The organism is Enterobacter sp. SA187 (assembly GCF_001888805.2).
Lineage (GTDB): Bacteria > Pseudomonadota > Gammaproteobacteria > Enterobacterales > Enterobacteriaceae > Enterobacter_D.
The window spans coordinates 1,262,277-1,278,414 of sequence record NZ_CP019113.1 but is presented as its reverse complement, the minus strand read 5'-3'; the positions used below and the strand labels follow the sequence as shown (position 1 = coordinate 1,278,414).

12 protein-coding genes are annotated in these 16,138 nt (G+C 57.9%); 8 read left to right on the top strand and 4 right to left on the bottom strand.

Going from position 1 to position 16,138, the window contains the following annotated elements; translation table 11 throughout:
• The first annotated feature begins 64 nt into the window (after positions 1-64).
• From argE to gldA, 5 genes are all read left to right on the top strand, one after another.
• Positions 65-1,216: an acetylornithine deacetylase gene (argE, locus tag BMF08_RS06200; protein ID WP_072571315.1), complete on the top strand. Its 1,152-nt coding sequence runs from the start codon at positions 65-67 to the stop codon at positions 1,214-1,216.
• Positions 1,217-1,462: 246 nt separating this feature from the next.
• The gene (ppc, locus tag BMF08_RS06195; RefSeq protein WP_072571316.1) at positions 1,463-4,114 is read left to right on the top strand and encodes a phosphoenolpyruvate carboxylase; all 2,652 of its coding nucleotides are present in this window, start codon (positions 1,463-1,465) and stop codon (positions 4,112-4,114) included.
• Positions 4,115-4,173: 59 nt separating this feature from the next.
• Entirely contained in the window at positions 4,174-5,016 is an 843-nt protein-coding gene (locus BMF08_RS06190) for a helix-turn-helix transcriptional regulator (protein ID WP_072571317.1), read from the top strand.
• Between the two features lie 128 nt (positions 5,017-5,144).
• Complete coding sequence (gene fsa / locus BMF08_RS06185; RefSeq protein WP_072571318.1) at positions 5,145-5,807, top strand: fructose-6-phosphate aldolase; 663 nt, start codon at positions 5,145-5,147, stop codon at positions 5,805-5,807.
• Positions 5,808-5,819: 12 nt separating this feature from the next.
• Entirely contained in the window at positions 5,820-6,923 is a 1,104-nt protein-coding gene (gene gldA / locus BMF08_RS06180; protein WP_072571319.1) for a bifunctional L-1,2-propanediol dehydrogenase/glycerol dehydrogenase, read from the top strand.
• Positions 6,924-6,958: 35 nt separating this feature from the next.
• On the opposite strand, the gene metF is transcribed toward gldA, so the two are convergent.
• The 3 genes from metF to metB form a co-directional block, all read right to left on the bottom strand.
• Positions 6,959-7,849 (bottom strand): methylenetetrahydrofolate reductase, encoded by an 891-nt coding sequence (metF, locus tag BMF08_RS06175; RefSeq protein ID WP_072571320.1) that lies wholly within the window; start codon positions 7,847-7,849, stop codon positions 6,959-6,961.
• Between the two features lie 197 nt (positions 7,850-8,046).
• Positions 8,047-10,479: a bifunctional aspartate kinase/homoserine dehydrogenase II gene (locus BMF08_RS06170; protein WP_072571321.1), complete on the bottom strand. Its 2,433-nt coding sequence runs from the start codon at positions 10,477-10,479 to the stop codon at positions 8,047-8,049.
• 2 nt (positions 10,480-10,481) lie between these two features.
• The gene (gene metB / locus BMF08_RS06165; RefSeq protein WP_072571322.1) at positions 10,482-11,642 is read right to left on the bottom strand and encodes a cystathionine gamma-synthase; all 1,161 of its coding nucleotides are present in this window, start codon (positions 11,640-11,642) and stop codon (positions 10,482-10,484) included.
• Positions 11,643-11,918: 276 nt separating this feature from the next.
• On the opposite strand from metB, the gene metJ reads away from it, so the two are divergent.
• Positions 11,919-12,236, top strand: coding sequence for a met regulon transcriptional regulator MetJ (metJ, locus tag BMF08_RS06160; RefSeq protein ID WP_072571323.1), 318 nt, complete (start codon positions 11,919-11,921; stop codon positions 12,234-12,236).
• 99 nt (positions 12,237-12,335) lie between these two features.
• Here the strand turns inward: metJ and rpmE are convergent, their stop codons facing one another.
• Positions 12,336-12,551: a 50S ribosomal protein L31 gene (gene rpmE / locus BMF08_RS06155; RefSeq protein ID WP_072571324.1), complete on the bottom strand. Its 216-nt coding sequence runs from the start codon at positions 12,549-12,551 to the stop codon at positions 12,336-12,338.
• Positions 12,552-12,762: 211 nt separating this feature from the next.
• Here rpmE and priA point away from each other — a divergent pair, with 211 nt between their 5' ends.
• Entirely contained in the window at positions 12,763-14,958 is a 2,196-nt protein-coding gene (gene priA / locus BMF08_RS06150; protein ID WP_072571325.1) for a primosomal protein N', read from the top strand.
• Positions 14,959-15,106: 148 nt separating this feature from the next.
• Positions 15,107-16,132, top strand: coding sequence for a DNA-binding transcriptional regulator CytR (gene cytR, locus BMF08_RS06145; protein WP_072571326.1), 1,026 nt, complete (start codon positions 15,107-15,109; stop codon positions 16,130-16,132).
• The last annotated feature ends 6 nt before the right edge of the window (positions 16,133-16,138 follow it).

Below are 16,138 nucleotides of genomic sequence, written 5' to 3'. Positions count from 1 at the left end.
TTGTATTTTTATTCACATTTACTGCATGAATATTGATACTATCACGACCTAAGGTGTGTCAACAATGAAAATGAATCTACCGCCATTTATCGAGATTTACCGCGCTCTGATAGCCACACCGTCTATCAGCGCAACGGAAGAAGCGCTGGATCAGAGTAATGCGGCTTTAATCAATCTGCTGGGCGGCTGGTTTGGCGATCTCGGGTTTAAAGTGGACATCCAGCCGGTTCCCGGCACGCGCAATAAATTCAATATGCTCGCCAGCGCGGGCCAGGGATCGGGCGGTTTACTGCTTACCGGACATACCGATACCGTGCCGTTTGACGATGGTCGCTGGACGCGGGATCCCTTTACCCTCACCGAGCATGACAACAAACTTTACGGCCTCGGCACTGCCGATATGAAAGGCTTTTTTGCCTTCATTCTTGATGCGCTGCGTGACGTGGATGTGACGCAACTTAAAAAGCCGCTCTACGTACTGGCCACCGCCGATGAAGAGACCAGCATGGCGGGCGCGCGCTATTTCGCCGAACACGCCGAAATCCGCCCGGACTGCGCCATTATCGGCGAACCGACATCCCTGCAACCGGTACGCGCCCACAAAGGGCACATCTCGAATGCCATCCGCATTCTTGGTCAGTCCGGCCACTCCAGCGATCCGGCGCGCGGCGTTAACGCCATCGAACTGATGCATGAATCCATCGGTCATATTCTGCAACTGCGCGACACGCTGAAAGAACGCTATCACTTTGACGCCTTCACCGTACCTTATCCGACGCTGAACCTCGGCCACATTCACGGCGGCGACGCGGCGAACCGAATCTGCGCCTGTTGTGAACTGCATATGGATATTCGCCCGCTGCCGGGCATGACGCTTAACGATCTGGAAGGGCTGCTTAATGAAGCGCTGGCGCCGGTGAGCGAACGCTGGCCGGGTCGCGTCAATATCGCCGAGCTGCACCCGCCGATCCCCGGCTACGAGTGCCCGCCGGATCACCAGCTGGTCGAGGTGGTGGAAAAACTGCTCGGCACGCAAACGGAAGTGGTGAACTACTGCACCGAAGCGCCCTTTATTCAGACCCTGTGCCCGACGCTGGTGTTAGGCCCCGGCTCAATTAATCAGGCGCACCAGCCGGATGAATATCTGGAAACGCGCTTTATTAAGCCGACCCGGGAGCTGATCACCCAGGTGGTGCATCACTTCTGCTGGCATTAATTCTTCCCCCTCGCCTCCCGGTGAGGGGTGATTTTTGTCACATCTCCATAAGCTTTACTTATCTGCAACTGCGCCTGTTAACTTTCATAAATTGCCGTCATTTATTCGTTTGCTGAACCGTTTTCGCAGCAATTGACGCACGGGGTTTTACGTGGCTTTATAAAAGACGGTGTCTTATTTCCCTGCAGTCCTGATACGTGACCAGGGTTATAACAAAATAAAATGAGATGGGGTGTCTGGGTTAACATGAACGAACAATATTCCGCTTTGCGTAGTAATGTCAGTATGCTCGGCAAGCTGCTGGGAGATACCATCAAGGACGCGCTGGGAGAGAACATTCTCGACCGTGTCGAAACGATCCGTAAGCTCTCAAAATCCTCACGTGCAGGTAACGAAGCCGACCGCCAGGCGCTGCTCACCACCTTGCAGAACCTGTCCAACGATGAGCTGTTACCGGTGGCTCGCGCCTTCAGCCAGTTCCTGAATCTGGCTAATACCGCCGAGCAATACCACAGCATATCGCCAAAAGGCGAAGGGGCCAGCAATCCGGAAATTATCGCCCGCACCCTCAGAAAGCTGAAAGACCAGCCCGATCTCAACGAAGACACCATTAAAAAAGCCGTGGAATCCCTGTCGCTGGAGCTGGTGCTGACCGCCCACCCGACAGAAATCACCCGTCGCACGCTGATCCACAAAATGGTGGAAGTGAATAACTGCTTAAAGCAGCTTGATAACAAAGACATTGCCGATTACGAGCGTAACCAGCTGATGCGCCGCCTGCGCCAGCTGATTGCCCAGTCCTGGCATACGGACGAAATCCGTAAACATCGCCCAAGCCCGGTGGACGAAGCCAAATGGGGCTTTGCCGTGGTGGAAAACAGCCTGTGGGAAGGCGTCCCGAATTACCTGCGCGAGCTGAACGAACAGCTGGAAGAAAATCTTGGCTACAAGCTGCCGGTGGATTTTGTCCCGGTGCGTTTCACTTCCTGGATGGGGGGCGATCGCGACGGCAACCCGAACGTCACGGCGGAGATCACCCGCCACGTCCTGCTGCTGAGCCGCTGGAAAGCCACCGATCTGTTCCTGAAAGATATTCAGGTGCTGATCTCTGAACTGTCGATGGTGGAGTGTACCGACGAACTGCGTGAAATGGTCGGCAGCGAAGGCGCGCAGGAGCCGTACCGCTATCTGCTGAAAGGGCTGCGCAGCCAGTTGATGGCGACTCAGGCCTGGCTGGAAGCCCGTCTGAAAGGCCAGCGCCTGCCAAAACCGGCAGGTCTGCTGTCCAATAACGAACAGCTGTGGGATCCGCTGTACGCCTGCTATAAATCGTTGCAGGCCTGCGGCATGTCGATCATCGCTAACGGCGAACTGCTCGATACCCTACGCCGCGTCAAATGCTTTGGCGTACCGCTGGTGCGTATTGATGTGCGTCAGGAAAGCACCCGCCATACCGAAGCGCTGGGCGAACTGACCCGCTACCTCGGTATCGGTGATTACGAAAGCTGGTCAGAGGCCGATAAACAGGCGTTCCTGATCCGCGAACTCAATTCCAAACGTCCGCTGCTGCCGCGCAACTGGGAGCCAAGCGATGACACCCGTGAAGTATTTAACACCTGCAAAGCGATCGTCGATGCGCCGCAAGGATCCGTTGCCGCCTATGTGATCTCGATGGCGAAAACGCCGTCTGACGTGCTGGCCGTGCATTTGCTGCTCAAAGAAGCGGGTATCGGCTTTGCTCTGCCGGTCGCGCCGCTGTTTGAAACCCTCGACGACCTCAACAACGCCAATGACGTCATGACCCAGTTGCTGAATATCGACTGGTATCGCGGCTTCATTCAGGGCAAACAGATGGTGATGATTGGCTATTCCGACTCCGCGAAAGATGCGGGCGTGATGGCGGCCTCCTGGGCGCAATATCAGGCACAGGACGCGCTGATCAAAACCTGCGAAAAAGCGGGCATCGCGCTGACGCTGTTCCACGGACGCGGCGGCTCCATTGGTCGCGGCGGCGCACCGGCGCACGCGGCATTGCTTTCTCAACCGCCGGGCAGCCTGAAAGGCGGACTACGCGTGACCGAACAGGGGGAGATGATCCGCTTTAAGTACGGCCTGCCGGATATCACCATCAGCAGCCTGTCGCTCTACACTGGCGCAATCCTCGAAGCCAACCTGCTGCCGCCGCCGGAGCCGAAAGACGCCTGGTGCCACATTATGGACGAGCTGTCTGACATCTCCTGCGACATGTACCGTGGCTATGTGCGCGAAAACGAAAGCTTTGTGCCCTATTTCCGTTCGGCGACGCCGGAGCAGGAACTCGGCAAACTGCCGCTGGGCTCACGTCCGGCCAAACGTCGCCCGACCGGCGGCGTCGAATCGCTGCGCGCCATTCCGTGGATTTTTGCCTGGACGCAAAACCGCTTAATGCTGCCCGCCTGGCTGGGCGCAGGCGCGGCGCTGCAAAAAGTGGTGGAAGACGGTAAGCAGAGCGAACTGGAAGCCATGTGTCGCGACTGGCCGTTCTTCTCTACCCGTCTGGGGATGCTGGAAATGGTGTTCTCCAAAGCTGATTTGTGGCTGGCGGAATACTACGATCAGCGTCTGGTGAAACCGGAACTGTGGGCGCTGGGCAGCGAACTGCGCGACCAACTGGAAGCGGACATCAAAGTGGTGCTGGATATCGCCAACGACTCGCACCTGATGGCCGACCTGCCGTGGATCGCCGAGTCCATCCAGTTACGTAACATCTATACCGACCCGCTCAACGTTCTCCAGGCCGAACTGCTGCACCGTTCGCGTCAGGCGGAAGAAGAAGGTAAAGAAGCAGATCCGTGCGTGGAACAGGCCTTAATGGTCACCATCGCCGGTGTGGCTGCCGGTATGCGTAACACCGGCTAATCTGCACGGCCTCCCCCGCCCGGTGACGCAACGTTCACCGGGCGATCTCCGGGAAAAACATGTCATACGACCTCAGCCATCACCTTACCCGATTCGCCGAAGACGCCGCCCTGTTGCAGCGCGTCTGGTTTGCTCGCGGCGCAGGGCCGGTTCCGGCAGGGGCATTACAGACGGATTTTCCGCGGCTGGAAATCGTGCTCGAGGGCGAAATAACAGACGGTAGTGAACCCGCTGTCATGGCGGAAAACGACGTGCTCTTTATCCCCACCGGTCACTGGAATGCGCCGCAGTGCCGCCAGCCCGCCACTCTGCTTAACATCCACTTTGAGAAACAGTATTTAGTTTTCAGCGTGCAACGCCGGGACGGCGTCCATCTGCACAATCTGTGTCACGCCCAGGTGGCGCGGCGCGGCCCGCGTACCGGCTCTTTATTATTGCAGACGCTCAGTGAATTACAGATGCAGCCGCACGAGCAGCGCACCGCCCGTCTCACGGTAAGAAGCCTGCTCAGCCACTGCGCCGATCTGCTGGGCAGCCAGATCCAGACCGCCTCCCGCAGCCAGGCGCTGTTTGAAGCCATACGCCATTATATCGACGAAAATTATGCCGCGCCGCTGACCCGTGAGTCCGTGGCGCAGGCGTTCTATATTTCCCCGAACTACCTCTCCCATCTGTTTGCCAATACCGGGGCGACAGGATTTAACGCTTATCTGAACCAGATCCGGCTGGAACATGCACGCATGTTGCTGAAAAATTACGATCTGAAAATAAACGAAGTGGCCCACGCCTGCGGCTTTGTTGACAGTAACTATTTCTGCCGCCTGTTCCGCAAAGCCACCGAGCGCACCCCGTCCGAATACCGCCGCCAGTATCACAGCCAGCTGACCAAAACGAACCTGTGAGCCAGCTCGCATTTCTGACCGCAGCTTACATTTGTCCAGTGTTTGGCAGATTTGACAGATAGCGGCCTGTCGGCCCCGGCTTTTATGCTGATCGCCATCGCAACTTCAGAAAGCTGACGAGGTAAAGCATGGAACTCTATCTGGACACGGCCAACGTTGCCGAAGTCGAACGCCTGGCGCGCATTTATCCGCTGGCGGGCGTGACCACCAACCCGAGCATAATCGCCGCCGGTAAACAGCCGCTGCGGGAGGTGTTACCGCGTCTGCAACAGGCTATCGGGCCTGACGGCACGCTGTTCGCGCAGGTGATGAGCCGCACGGCGGACGGCATGGTGGCAGATGCCCGACAGCTGAATGACATCCTGCCGGGCATCATTGTCAAAGTGCCGGTGACTGCCGAAGGGCTGGCGGCCATCAAAATGTTAAAAAAAGAAGGCATCGTGACGCTGGGAACGGCGGTGTACAGCCCGGCGCAGGGTCTGCTGGCGGCGCTCGCGGGGGCAAAATACGTCGCGCCCTACGTCAACCGCGTGGATGCGCAGGGCGGCGACGGTATCCGTATGGTGCAGGAGCTGCAACGTCTGCTCGAACTTCATACGCCGGACAGCATGGTGCTGGCAGCCAGCTTTAAGACCCCGCGCCAGGCGCTCGACTGTCTGCTGACCGGATGTCAGGCGATTACGCTACCCTTAGAGGTAGCGCAACAAATACTCGGTACGCCGGCAGTAGAGGCGGCGATCGAGAAATTCGAGCACGACTGGCAAACCGCCTTTGGCACGTTAACGCTGTAAAAGGAGTCAACTATGGACCACATTATTCAATCGCCGGGCAAATACATTCAGGGGGCAGATGTGCTCACCCGTCTGGGAGACTATCTGAAACCGCTGGCGGAAAGCTGGCTGGTGGTCGGTGACAAATTCGTTTTAGGTTTCGCGCAGGAGACGCTGCAAAAAAGTTTTGATGATGCCGACCTGAGCGCCGATATCGTGCCCTTTGGCGGCGAATGTTCGCAAACGGAAATCGACCGTCTGCGCGCGCTGGCTGAAGAGGCAGACTGCACGGCGGTGCTGGGCATTGGCGGCGGTAAAACCCTGGATACCGCCAAAGCGCTGGCCCACTACATGCACCTGCCGGTGGCGATCGCGCCGACCATCGCCTCAACCGATGCGCCGTGCAGCGCGCTGTCGGTGATCTATACCGACTCCGGTGAATTCGAACGTTACCTGATGCTGCCGAAAAACCCGGATCTGGTGATTGTCGATACCAAAGTGGTGGCGGGCGCGCCTGCGCGTCTGCTGGCCGCCGGGATCGGCGATGCGCTGGCCACCTGGTTTGAAGCGCGCGCCTGCGCCCGCAGCGGGGCCACCACCATGGCGGGCGGACAGTGCACCCAGGCGGCGCTTGCGCTGGCCGAGCTGTGCTACAACACGCTGCTGGAACAGGGTGAAAAAGCCATGCTGGCGGCGGAGCAGCATGTGGTGACCGCCGCGCTGGAGCGCATCGTGGAAGCCAATACCTATCTCAGCGGCGTCGGCTTTGAAAGCGGCGGACTGGCGGCGGCGCATGCCATTCATAATGGTCTGACGGCGATCCCGGACGCGCACCATTACTATCACGGCGAAAAAGTGGCCTTCGGTACACTGACGCAGCTGGTGTTAGAAAACGCGTCGGTGGAGGAGATCGAAACCGTGGCGTCGCTGTGTCACAGCGTCGGCCTGCCGATCACCCTCGCCCAGCTGGATATTAAAGCCGATATTCCGGCGAAATTGCGCCAGGTGGCGCAAGCGGCCTGCGCGGAAGGGGAAACTATTCACAATATGCCGGGCGGCGCCACGCCTGATGAGGTGTACGCGGCGCTGATCGTCGCCGATCAGTATGGTCAGCGTTTCCTGGAAGAGTGGGAATAAACCGGTTGCCGGGCAGTCATGCCCGGCGTTTTTGGTTACAGCGACGGGCGCACGCCCAGCGTATGACAAATGGCATAGCTCATCTCGGCGCGGTTCAGCGTATAGAAGTGGAAATCCTTCACCCCTTCGCGGCTTAAAATCTTCACCATGTCCATGGCGATATTCGCGCCCACCAGCTTACGGGTTTCGGGGTCATCATCCAGACCGTTAAACATCTGCGACATCCATGCCGGAATACGCACGTTGGTCATGTCGGCGAATTTTTTAGCCTGTTTAAAGTTCGAGACCGGCAGAATGCCCGGAATGATTTCCACGTCGATGCCGGTCGAGGCGCAGCGGTCGCGGAATCGCAGATAGCTTTCCACGTCGAAGAAAAACTGCGTGATGGCACGGTTAGCGCCAGCGTCGATTTTGCGTTTCAGGTTCAGCAGATCCGCCTGCGCGCTCTTCGCTTCCGGGTGCACTTCCGGATAGGCGGCAACGGAAATATCAAAATCAGCAACCTCTTTTAACAGCGCGACCAGGTCGGTGGCGTACATATCCGGTTTACCGCCGCCCGGCGGCAGATCGCCGCGCAGCGCCACGATATGACGGATACCGTTGTTCCAGTAATCCCGGGCGATGCTGCGCAGTTCGTCACGGCTGGCGTCAATACAGGTGAGATGCGGGGCCGCTTCCAGACCGGTTTTATCTTTGATGCCTTTAATAATGCTGTGCGTACGGTCGCGCTCGCCGGAGTTTGCGCCATAAGTCACGGAGACAAATTTCGGCTTCAGGCTGCTCAGGCGATCGATGGAGTGCCATAAAGTCTGTTCCATTTCACTGGTGCGCGGCGGGAAAAACTCAAAAGAGACATTAATCTGCCCCTGCACTTCTGCCAGGCTCTGATTCAGGGCTTCCCGCTGGTTGGCGTGAAAAAAGCTCATACCTTACCTCATCAATCGCGTGTCGTTGTTTATTGTAATGTGAACTTCTATACGTTTAGACGTCCAGATGTAAAAATGACGGAAAAGCGATATGGCGTCAACAGAATTATCGTGAAACTGTGTGAGGATTGTTCAGGGAAGATGAAAAAGATTCAGGATGGAAAGCCCCCTCACTCTGGCAGTGAGGGGGATAAAAACTACAGCAGTTGCGCCAGGCGATTGATGTCTGACTGGATCGCCCCGGCGGTCACATCGCGTCCCGCGCCAGGCCCGCGGATCACCAGCGGATTATCGCGATACCAGCGGCTTTCGATGGCAAACACGTTATCGCACGGCAGCAGGGCCGCCAGCGGATGTTCAGGGCGTACCGCTTCCACGCCGACGCGCGCTTTTCCGTTAGCGTTGAAACGCGCCACGTAACGCAGCACGAGGCCCATTTCCCGCGCCGCTTCCAGCCGCTGCACCATCTGGTCGTTCAGCTCATCGCCGTTCTCAAAGAAGTGATCCACCGACCCCTCTTCACAGCCGTTCGGCACCAGCGACTCCACGCGCACCTGATCCGGTTCGATGTCATAACCCGCTTCACGGGCAAGGATCACCAGCTTGCGCATCACGTCTTTACCGGAGAGATCGACGCGCGGATCCGGCTCGGTCAGCCCCTGCTGCCAGGCCTGATCCACCAGCTCGGTAAAGGGTACGGTGCCGTCAAATTGCAGGAACAGCCAGGAGAGCGTGCCGGAGAAAATACCGCTGATAGCGAGAATGGCATCGCCGCTGTCGATCAGATCGCGCACGGTATGGTTCACGGGTAAGCCCGCGCCCACGGTGGCGTTATACAGCCAGTGACGGCCGGTTTTTTCGAAGGCGTCATGGATCTGGCGGTATTTGTGACTGTCGCTCGCTCCGGCCAGTTTATTGGCGCTGATAACGTGAAAACCGTGGCTGGCGAAGTCCAGATACTGATCGGCCAGCTGTTCGCTGGCAGTCACATCCAGCACCACTAAATCATCATAGGGATGGGCGCGCATCCACAGGAACAGCGACTCCTCATCCTGTTCGACCGCTTCATCGTTAAAGAACGCCAGCGCGCGGCTGGCATCCAGCCCCTCATAGCTCAGCAGGCTGCGGCGGCTGTCCACCACGCCCGCCAGCACAAATTCAAAACCGGTCCGCGCCGACAGCGCGCCCTGTTCACGGGCGAACAGCTCCAGCCAGCGCGAGCCGATATTGCCCTTGCCGAACAGCATCAGACCGATACGTTTTTCCGCGCGGAACAGCGACTGGTGCAGCCCCTGGATCAGGCTCTCCGTCGGCCCGGCGCGCAGCACGGCCACCAGGCTGATGCTGTCGTCGGACTGCCAGATAAACTCTACCGGCTGACCCTTTAATTGCTGCCAGAAACGATGGCTGTGCAGCGGATTACGGCAGACGCCCGCCCCGACCAGCGCCACCAGCGCCAGCCCCTGACGCAGGCGCAGTTCACCGGTCAGCCCGGCGTCCTGCAACAGCTTCAGCGCGCTGTCGACCACTTCCGAGGTGTAGCAAAGTTGCAGCAGGTTGCGATCGTTATGAATGCCGACCGCCAGCGGACGCAGCTGCGCGCGCTTGAGGATCAGATCCACCTCTTTATGGGCCAGCGCGAAATCCTGACTGGCGGGCACCTGGAACTCAATCAGGCAGACGTCATCATGACTGGTGACAATACGCGCCCCGGTGCCGGATGCCAGCACGCGCTCAATGCGCGTGGAGCCCTGCTCCGGGTTGTAGCTGCAACGCAGTTGCAGATCGATGTCGCTGGCGGAAACCGGTTGTAAGGTACGGGCGTGCAGCACCGGCGCGGCCAGACGCGCCAGTTCGCTGGCTTCATCAAGGCGCAGCAGCGGCAGCAGGCAGGCATCTTTTACTTTACGCGGGTCGGCGCTGTACACCCCGGCCACGTCGCTCCAGATGGTCACGCGGGACACGCCGCCCAGCGCGCCGATTTGCGTCGCCGAGTAGTCGGAACCGTTACGGCCCAGCAGCACGGTTTCCCCCGCATCGTTGCGGCAGATAAAGCCCGTCACCACGGTACGTTTATTGGGATGCTGCGCCAGCAGTTGCTGCAACAGCGGATAGGATAAGCCTTCATTGACCTGCGGTTGCGGGCCGCGCTCGGCGCGCAGGAAGTCGCGCGCATCCAGCCAGGCGGATTCCATACCCTGTAAATTGAGCACCGCAGACATCAGGCGCGCCGACCAGATCTCACCGTGCCCCACCACTTCCGCATACACCGCGTCGGTGATGCCGCTGTCAAGCAGCGCCGCCAGTCGCTCCAGATCGTGAATAAACGCCTGGGTGAGCGTGTCGGCCATATCCGCAGGCAGCAGACCGCCGATCAGATCGCTTTGATAGCGACGCAGCGCCTGTTGAACCTGATGCGCAGAGAGCCTGTCGGTCTGGCTTAACTTCAGCCAGCTGATCAACTGGTTGGTGGTGCTGCCCGCCGCCGAGACGACCATCATGTCGCCAGGCTGCGAATATTCCGCCATGATACCCGCCACACGCAGGTAACATTTCACGTCAGCCAGACTACTCCCACCAAACTTATGCAGTTGACGACCTTTCGCCCCTGCCTGCGCAATCACACTCATGTTTACCCCTTGTTTGCTGCCCGGAAGCCATTTTCCAGGTCGGCAATTAAATCTTCGCCATCTTCGATGCCGGTGGAAATACGCAGCAACGTCTCGGAAATACCCGCCGCGGCGCGCGCTTCTGGCGCCATGCCTGCGTGTGTCATGGTGGCGGCGTGGGAGATCAAACTTTCAACTCCCCCTAACGACTCCGCCAGCGTAAACAGTGACAGCCCGCTTAAGAAACGACGTAATGTTTGTTCATCGCCATCCAGTTCAAAACTGAGCATGGCGCCAAATCCTTTTTGCTGACGGGCAGCAATCTCGTGGCCCTGATTTTCCGGCAACGACGGGTGATACAGTTTTTTCACCAGCGGCTGTGTTTTAAGGAAATCCACAATCCCCTGGGCATTGCGTTGCGCCACTTCCATGCGCGGCGACAACGTACGCAGCCCGCGCAGCAGCAGATAGCTGTCAAAGGCGCTGCCGGTGACGCCGATATTATTCGCCCACCATGCCAGTTCAGTGACAGTCGCCTCGTCTTTGGCGATCACCACCCCTGCGACCACGTCAGAATGGCCATTCAGATATTTAGTGCATGAATGTAAAACCAGATCGGCACCCAGCGCCAGCGGGTTCTGCAATGCCGGGCTTAAGAAGGTGTTATCCACCACGCTGACGGCCCCGGCTTCACGCGCAAGCTGACAGATTTTCGCAATATCCACAACGCGCAACAATGGGTTGCTCGGACTTTCCACCAGCACCAGTTTCGGTTTTTCGGCCAGCGCCGATTTTAATGCCTGCTCGTCGCCCTGATCGACAAATAAAACGCGATAACAGCCGCGTTTTGCCAGACTGTCGAACAGGCGGTAGCTGCCGCCGTAGCAATCGTGCGGCGCGACCAGCAGATCGCCGGGCTTCAGAAAGACAGTGGTCACCAGGTGGATCGCCGACATGCCGGTATTGGTCATCACCGCGCCCGCGCCGCCTTCCAGTTCCGCCAGCGCGCGCTGCACCACATCCCGCGTCGGGTTACCGCGACGGGAGTAGTCATGGGCTCGCGGTTCGTTAAAGCCGGTGAAGTTATAGGTACTGGAGAGATGAATCGGCGGGACAACGCAACCGTACTGCTCGTCATCATTCAATCCGCTACGCACTGCGATGGTGGCCTGTTTACGCGTCATGTGAAGGCTTCCTGGCTTAAGGGATGAAAAGTCAGCCATCAGAATAGCATTGTGAATATGGACGTCAATACATCTGGACATCTAAACTTCTTTGCGTATAGATTGAGCAAATGCATAATAGCCGTTAAAATTATATGCGTTAGCGCATATCCGCCGATTCGATACTCCGTGTCACGGTGTCGTCTCTACGGTAAACTACGCGAGATTACGGTGCGGTACCTGCGTTTGATCAGGTTTCGACCTTTTACTAATGACTGAGAGGATTAAAGGTATCTCATGGCTGAATGGAGCGGCGAATATATCAGCCCATACGCTGAGCACGGTAAGAAGAGTGAACAAGTAAAGAAAATTACGGTTTCCATTCCTCTGAAGGTGTTAAAAATCCTCACCGATGAACGTACTCGTCGTCAGGTGAACAACCTGCGTCACGCCACTAACAGTGAACTGCTGTGTGAAGCGTTCCTGCATGCCTTTACCGGTCAGCCTTTGCCGAACGATGAAGACCTGCGTAAAGAGCGCAGCGATGAGATCCCGGAAGCGGCGAAGATCATCATGCGTGAACTGGGCATCGACCCGGATACGTGGGAATACTAAGCAATAAAAAAGGGCAGAAGATATTCTGCCCTTTTGTTTTGGCCCGAATTTCAGGCATAAAAAAACCGCCCGCAGGCGGTTCTTTCTGGCAGCCAATACTTATTTGCTGCTGCCTGGCAGGCTGAAGCGCTTGTTGAAGCGGTCAACACGGCCACCGGTAGCAACGTCACGCTGCTTGCCAGTATAGAACGGGTGGCATTTGCTGCACACGTCCAGGTTCAGATCGTGACCCACGGTAGAACGGGTTTTGATCACATTACCGCAAGAACAGTTTGCAGTAATTTCAACATAATTCGGGTGAATACCTTTTTTCATGGGAGAAACCTCAGTTTAAGGCCGCGTCGCTCTTCCAGCCCTAACGCCAGACACCACGCGATGTTTAAAGTAGTTACGTTCTCTTTGACGTGATCAAAACACATCAAAGGCGGCGAATCATACAGAAAATAACCAGCGCATGCAAACTGATCCGCGCCTTCTCTTTCTAATGTGTATACTAACCCGCCAGTTTTCAAGCCAGGATGATTCGATGCCCGTCGCTCACGTAGCCCTGCCCGTCCCGCTGCCCCGTACGTTTGACTACCGCCTGCCGGAAGGCGTCGCCGTCAACGCGGGCTGTCGCGTGCGCGTGCCCTTTGGTAAACAGGAGCGGGTCGGCATTGTGGTGTCCGTCAGCGAGACAAGCGAACTGCCGCTGGATGAGCTGAAAAGCGTCGTCGAGGTGCTGGATAACGATCCCGTGTTCTCCCCGTCTGTATGGCGATTACTGCTGTGGGCCGCTGATTATTACCATCATCCGCTCGGAGATGTGCTGTTTCACGCTTTGCCGGTTTTGCTGCGGCAGGGCAAGCCCGCCAGCGTTGCGCCTCTGTGGTTCTGGTTCGCCACCGAACAGGGCCAGGCGGTAGACATCAACAGTCTGAAACGCTCGCCAAAACAGCAGCAGGCGCTGGCGGCGCTGCGCCAGGGAAAAATCTGGCGGCATCAGGTGCAGGATCTGGAATTTAACGATGCGGCCCTGCAGGCGTTGCGCGCCAAAGGCCTGTGCGATCTCAACAGCGAAGCCCCGGCGCTGACCGACTGGCGGGAAAATTACGCCGTACCCGGCGAGCGGCTGCGTCTGAATACCGAGCAGGCTACCGCCGTGGGCGCCATCCACAGCGAATCTGACACCTTTTCCACCTGGCTGCTGGCGGGCGTCACCGGCTCCGGTAAAACCGAAGTCTATTTAAGCGTGCTGGAAAATGTTCTCGCTAAGGGAAAACAGGCGCTGGTGATGGTGCCGGAAATCGGCCTGACGCCGCAGACCATTGCCCGCTTTCGCGAACGTTTTATCGCGCCGGTGGAAGTGCTGCACTCCGGCCTTAACGACAGCGAACGCCTGAGCGCCTGGCTGAAAGCGAAAAACGGCGAAGCGGCGATTGTTATCGGCACGCGTTCGTCGCTGTTCACTCCGTTCAAAAATCTCGGCGTGATTGTTATCGACGAGGAGCACGACAGCTCCTATAAACAGCAGGAAGGCTGGCGTTATCATGCCCGCGACCTGGCAGTCTACCGCGCCCACAGCGAGCAAATCCCGATTATTTTAGGCTCGGCCACCCCGGCGCTGGAAACATTACATAATGTACGGCAGCGCAAATACCGTATGCTGCGCCTGACGCGCCGGGCCGGTAATGCGCGCCCGGCCACGCAGCATGTGCTGGATTTAAAAGGCCAGCCGCTACAGGCAGGACTGGCTCCGGCGCTGATCGCCCGTATCCGCCAGCATGTGCAGGCGGATAATCAGGTGATCCTGTTCCTGAACCGCCGTGGCTTTGCGCCTGCGCTGCTGTGCCATGATTGCGGCTGGACGGCGGAGTGCCCGCGCTGCGATCACTACTACACCCTGCACCAGGCGCAGCGCCATTTGCGCTGCCACCACTGCGACAGCCAGCGCCCGGTGCCGCGCCAGTGTCCGTCCTGCGGCTCCACGCATATGGTGCCGGTGGGTCTGGGCACCGAGCAGTTAGAGCAGGCTCTAGCCCCCTTCTTTCCCGGCGTGCCCCTGTCGCGTATCGACCGCGATACCACCAGCCGAAAAGGCGCGCTGGAGCAGCAGCTGGCGGAAGTGCATCGCGGCGGCGCGCGGATTTTAATCGGCACGCAGATGCTGGCGAAAGGCCACCATTTCCCGGACGTGACGCTGGTGGCCTTGCTGGACGTTGACGGCGCGCTGTTTTCCGCCGATTTTCGCGCCGCCGAGCGCTTCGCCCAGCTCTATACCCAGGTTTCAGGCCGTGCCGGTCGCGCCGGCAAGCAGGGCGAAGTGGTGCTGCAAACGCACCATCCGGAACATCCTTTATTACAGACGCTGCTGCATAAAGGCTACGACGCCTTTGCGGATCAGGCGCTGGCCGAGCGGCATACGCTGCAATTGCCGCCGTGGACCAGCCATGTGATTATTCGTGCCGAAGATCATAACAACGAGCAGGCGCCGGTTTTCCTGCAACAGCTGCGCAATCTGTTGCACGCCAGCCCGCTGCTGGACAACAACACCTGGATTTTAGGGCCGGTGCCCGCCCTTGCGCCAAAGCGCGGCGGTCGCTACCGCTGGCAACTGCTGTTGCAGCATCCGTCACGCGTTCGCCTGCAACATCTTATCAGCGGCGCGCTGGTGCTCATCAATACCCTTCCGGAAGCGCGCAAGGTGAAGTGGGTGCTGGATGTCGATCCTATCGAAGGTTAAGGTTGCGAGGCGGATCGTATAATTCAACATCCGTCACACTTTTCATGAAAATACTGTAACCGGAACGGGTAACTATCTGATAAAAATGTGTCTGATGTCAGACACAGAGGATGTGGCTGCGCCTGCGTCTGGATGCGAGGAGAAAGAGGTGAAGGCTAAGAAAGAGGTTGCTGCCGCGACCATGAAAGACGTTGCCGAGAAAGCGAAAGTCTCTACGGCAACGGTGTCCCGCGCGTTAATGAACCCGGATAAAGTCTCGCAGTCGACCCGCAACCGGGTGGAACAGGCGGCCCTTGAAGTGGGCTATTATCCGCAGGCGATGGGGCGCAACGTGAAGCGCAATGAATCGCGCACTATCCTGGTGATCGTGCCGGACATCTGCGATCCATTTTTTAGCGAAATCATCCGCGGTATTGAAGTCACAGCGGCGGAACAGGGTTATCTGGTGCTGATCGGCGACTGCGCCCATCAGAATCAACAGGAAAAAACCTTTATCGACCTGATCATTACCAAGCAGATCGACGGTATGCTGCTGCTCGGCTCGCGCCTGCCGTTTGACGCCAGCATCGAAGAACAGCGTAATTTACCGCCGATGGTGATGGCGAACGAATTCGCCCCTGAACTGGAATTGCCTACCGTGCACATCGATAACCTGACGGCCGCTTTTAATGCCGTTAATTATCTGCGCGAACAGGGCCATCAGTTGATCGGCTGTATCGCCGGGCCGGAGGAGATGCCACTGTGCCATTATCGGCTACAGGGCTATGTGCAGGCGCTGCGCCGCACCGGGATCACCGTTGATCCGCACTATATTGCCCGCGGCAATTTTACCTTTGACGCAGGCAGCGCGGCGATGGAGCAACTGCTGGCGCTACCGAAGCCGCCGACCGCCGTATTCTGTCACAGCGATGTGATGGCGCTGGGCGCGTTATCCTGTGCGAAACGTCATGGCCTGAAAATTCCTGACGATCTGTCTATTATTGGTTTCGACAATATCTCGCTCTCCCAGTTTTGCGATCCGCCGCTGACCACAGTGTCGCAACCGCGCTTCAAAATCGGACGTGAAGCGATGCTGCTTTTACTGGATCAGCTTCACGGGCAAAACGTCAGCAGCGGTTCGCGGCTGCTGGACTGCGAGTTAATCATCCGTGGGACGACACAAGCCGTTACCTGAAGTAAT

What these genes read in the sequence shown, in the direction of transcription:
- rpmE (WP_072571324.1), bottom strand. Translation starts at nt 12,551, where the DNA reads ATGAAAAAAGGTATTCACCCGAATTATGTTGAAATTACTGCAAACTGT.
- metJ (WP_072571323.1), top strand. Translation starts at nt 11,919, where the DNA reads ATGGCTGAATGGAGCGGCGAATATATCAGCCCATACGCTGAGCACGGT.
- gldA (WP_072571319.1), top strand. Translation starts at nt 5,820, where the DNA reads ATGGACCACATTATTCAATCGCCGGGCAAATACATTCAGGGGGCAGAT.
- fsa (WP_072571318.1), top strand. Translation starts at nt 5,145, where the DNA reads ATGGAACTCTATCTGGACACGGCCAACGTTGCCGAAGTCGAACGCCTG.
- argE (WP_072571315.1), top strand. Translation starts at nt 65, where the DNA reads ATGAAAATGAATCTACCGCCATTTATCGAGATTTACCGCGCTCTGATA.
- BMF08_RS06170 (WP_072571321.1), bottom strand. Translation starts at nt 10,479, where the DNA reads ATGAGTGTGATTGCGCAGGCAGGGGCGAAAGGTCGTCAACTGCATAAG.
- metB (WP_072571322.1), bottom strand. Translation starts at nt 11,642, where the DNA reads ATGACGCGTAAACAGGCCACCATCGCAGTGCGTAGCGGATTGAATGAT.
- metF (WP_072571320.1), bottom strand. Translation starts at nt 7,849, where the DNA reads ATGAGCTTTTTTCACGCCAACCAGCGGGAAGCCCTGAATCAGAGCCTG.
- BMF08_RS06190 (WP_072571317.1), top strand. Translation starts at nt 4,174, where the DNA reads ATGTCATACGACCTCAGCCATCACCTTACCCGATTCGCCGAAGACGCC.
- priA (WP_072571325.1), top strand. Translation starts at nt 12,763, where the DNA reads ATGCCCGTCGCTCACGTAGCCCTGCCCGTCCCGCTGCCCCGTACGTTT.
- ppc (WP_072571316.1), top strand. Translation starts at nt 1,463, where the DNA reads ATGAACGAACAATATTCCGCTTTGCGTAGTAATGTCAGTATGCTCGGC.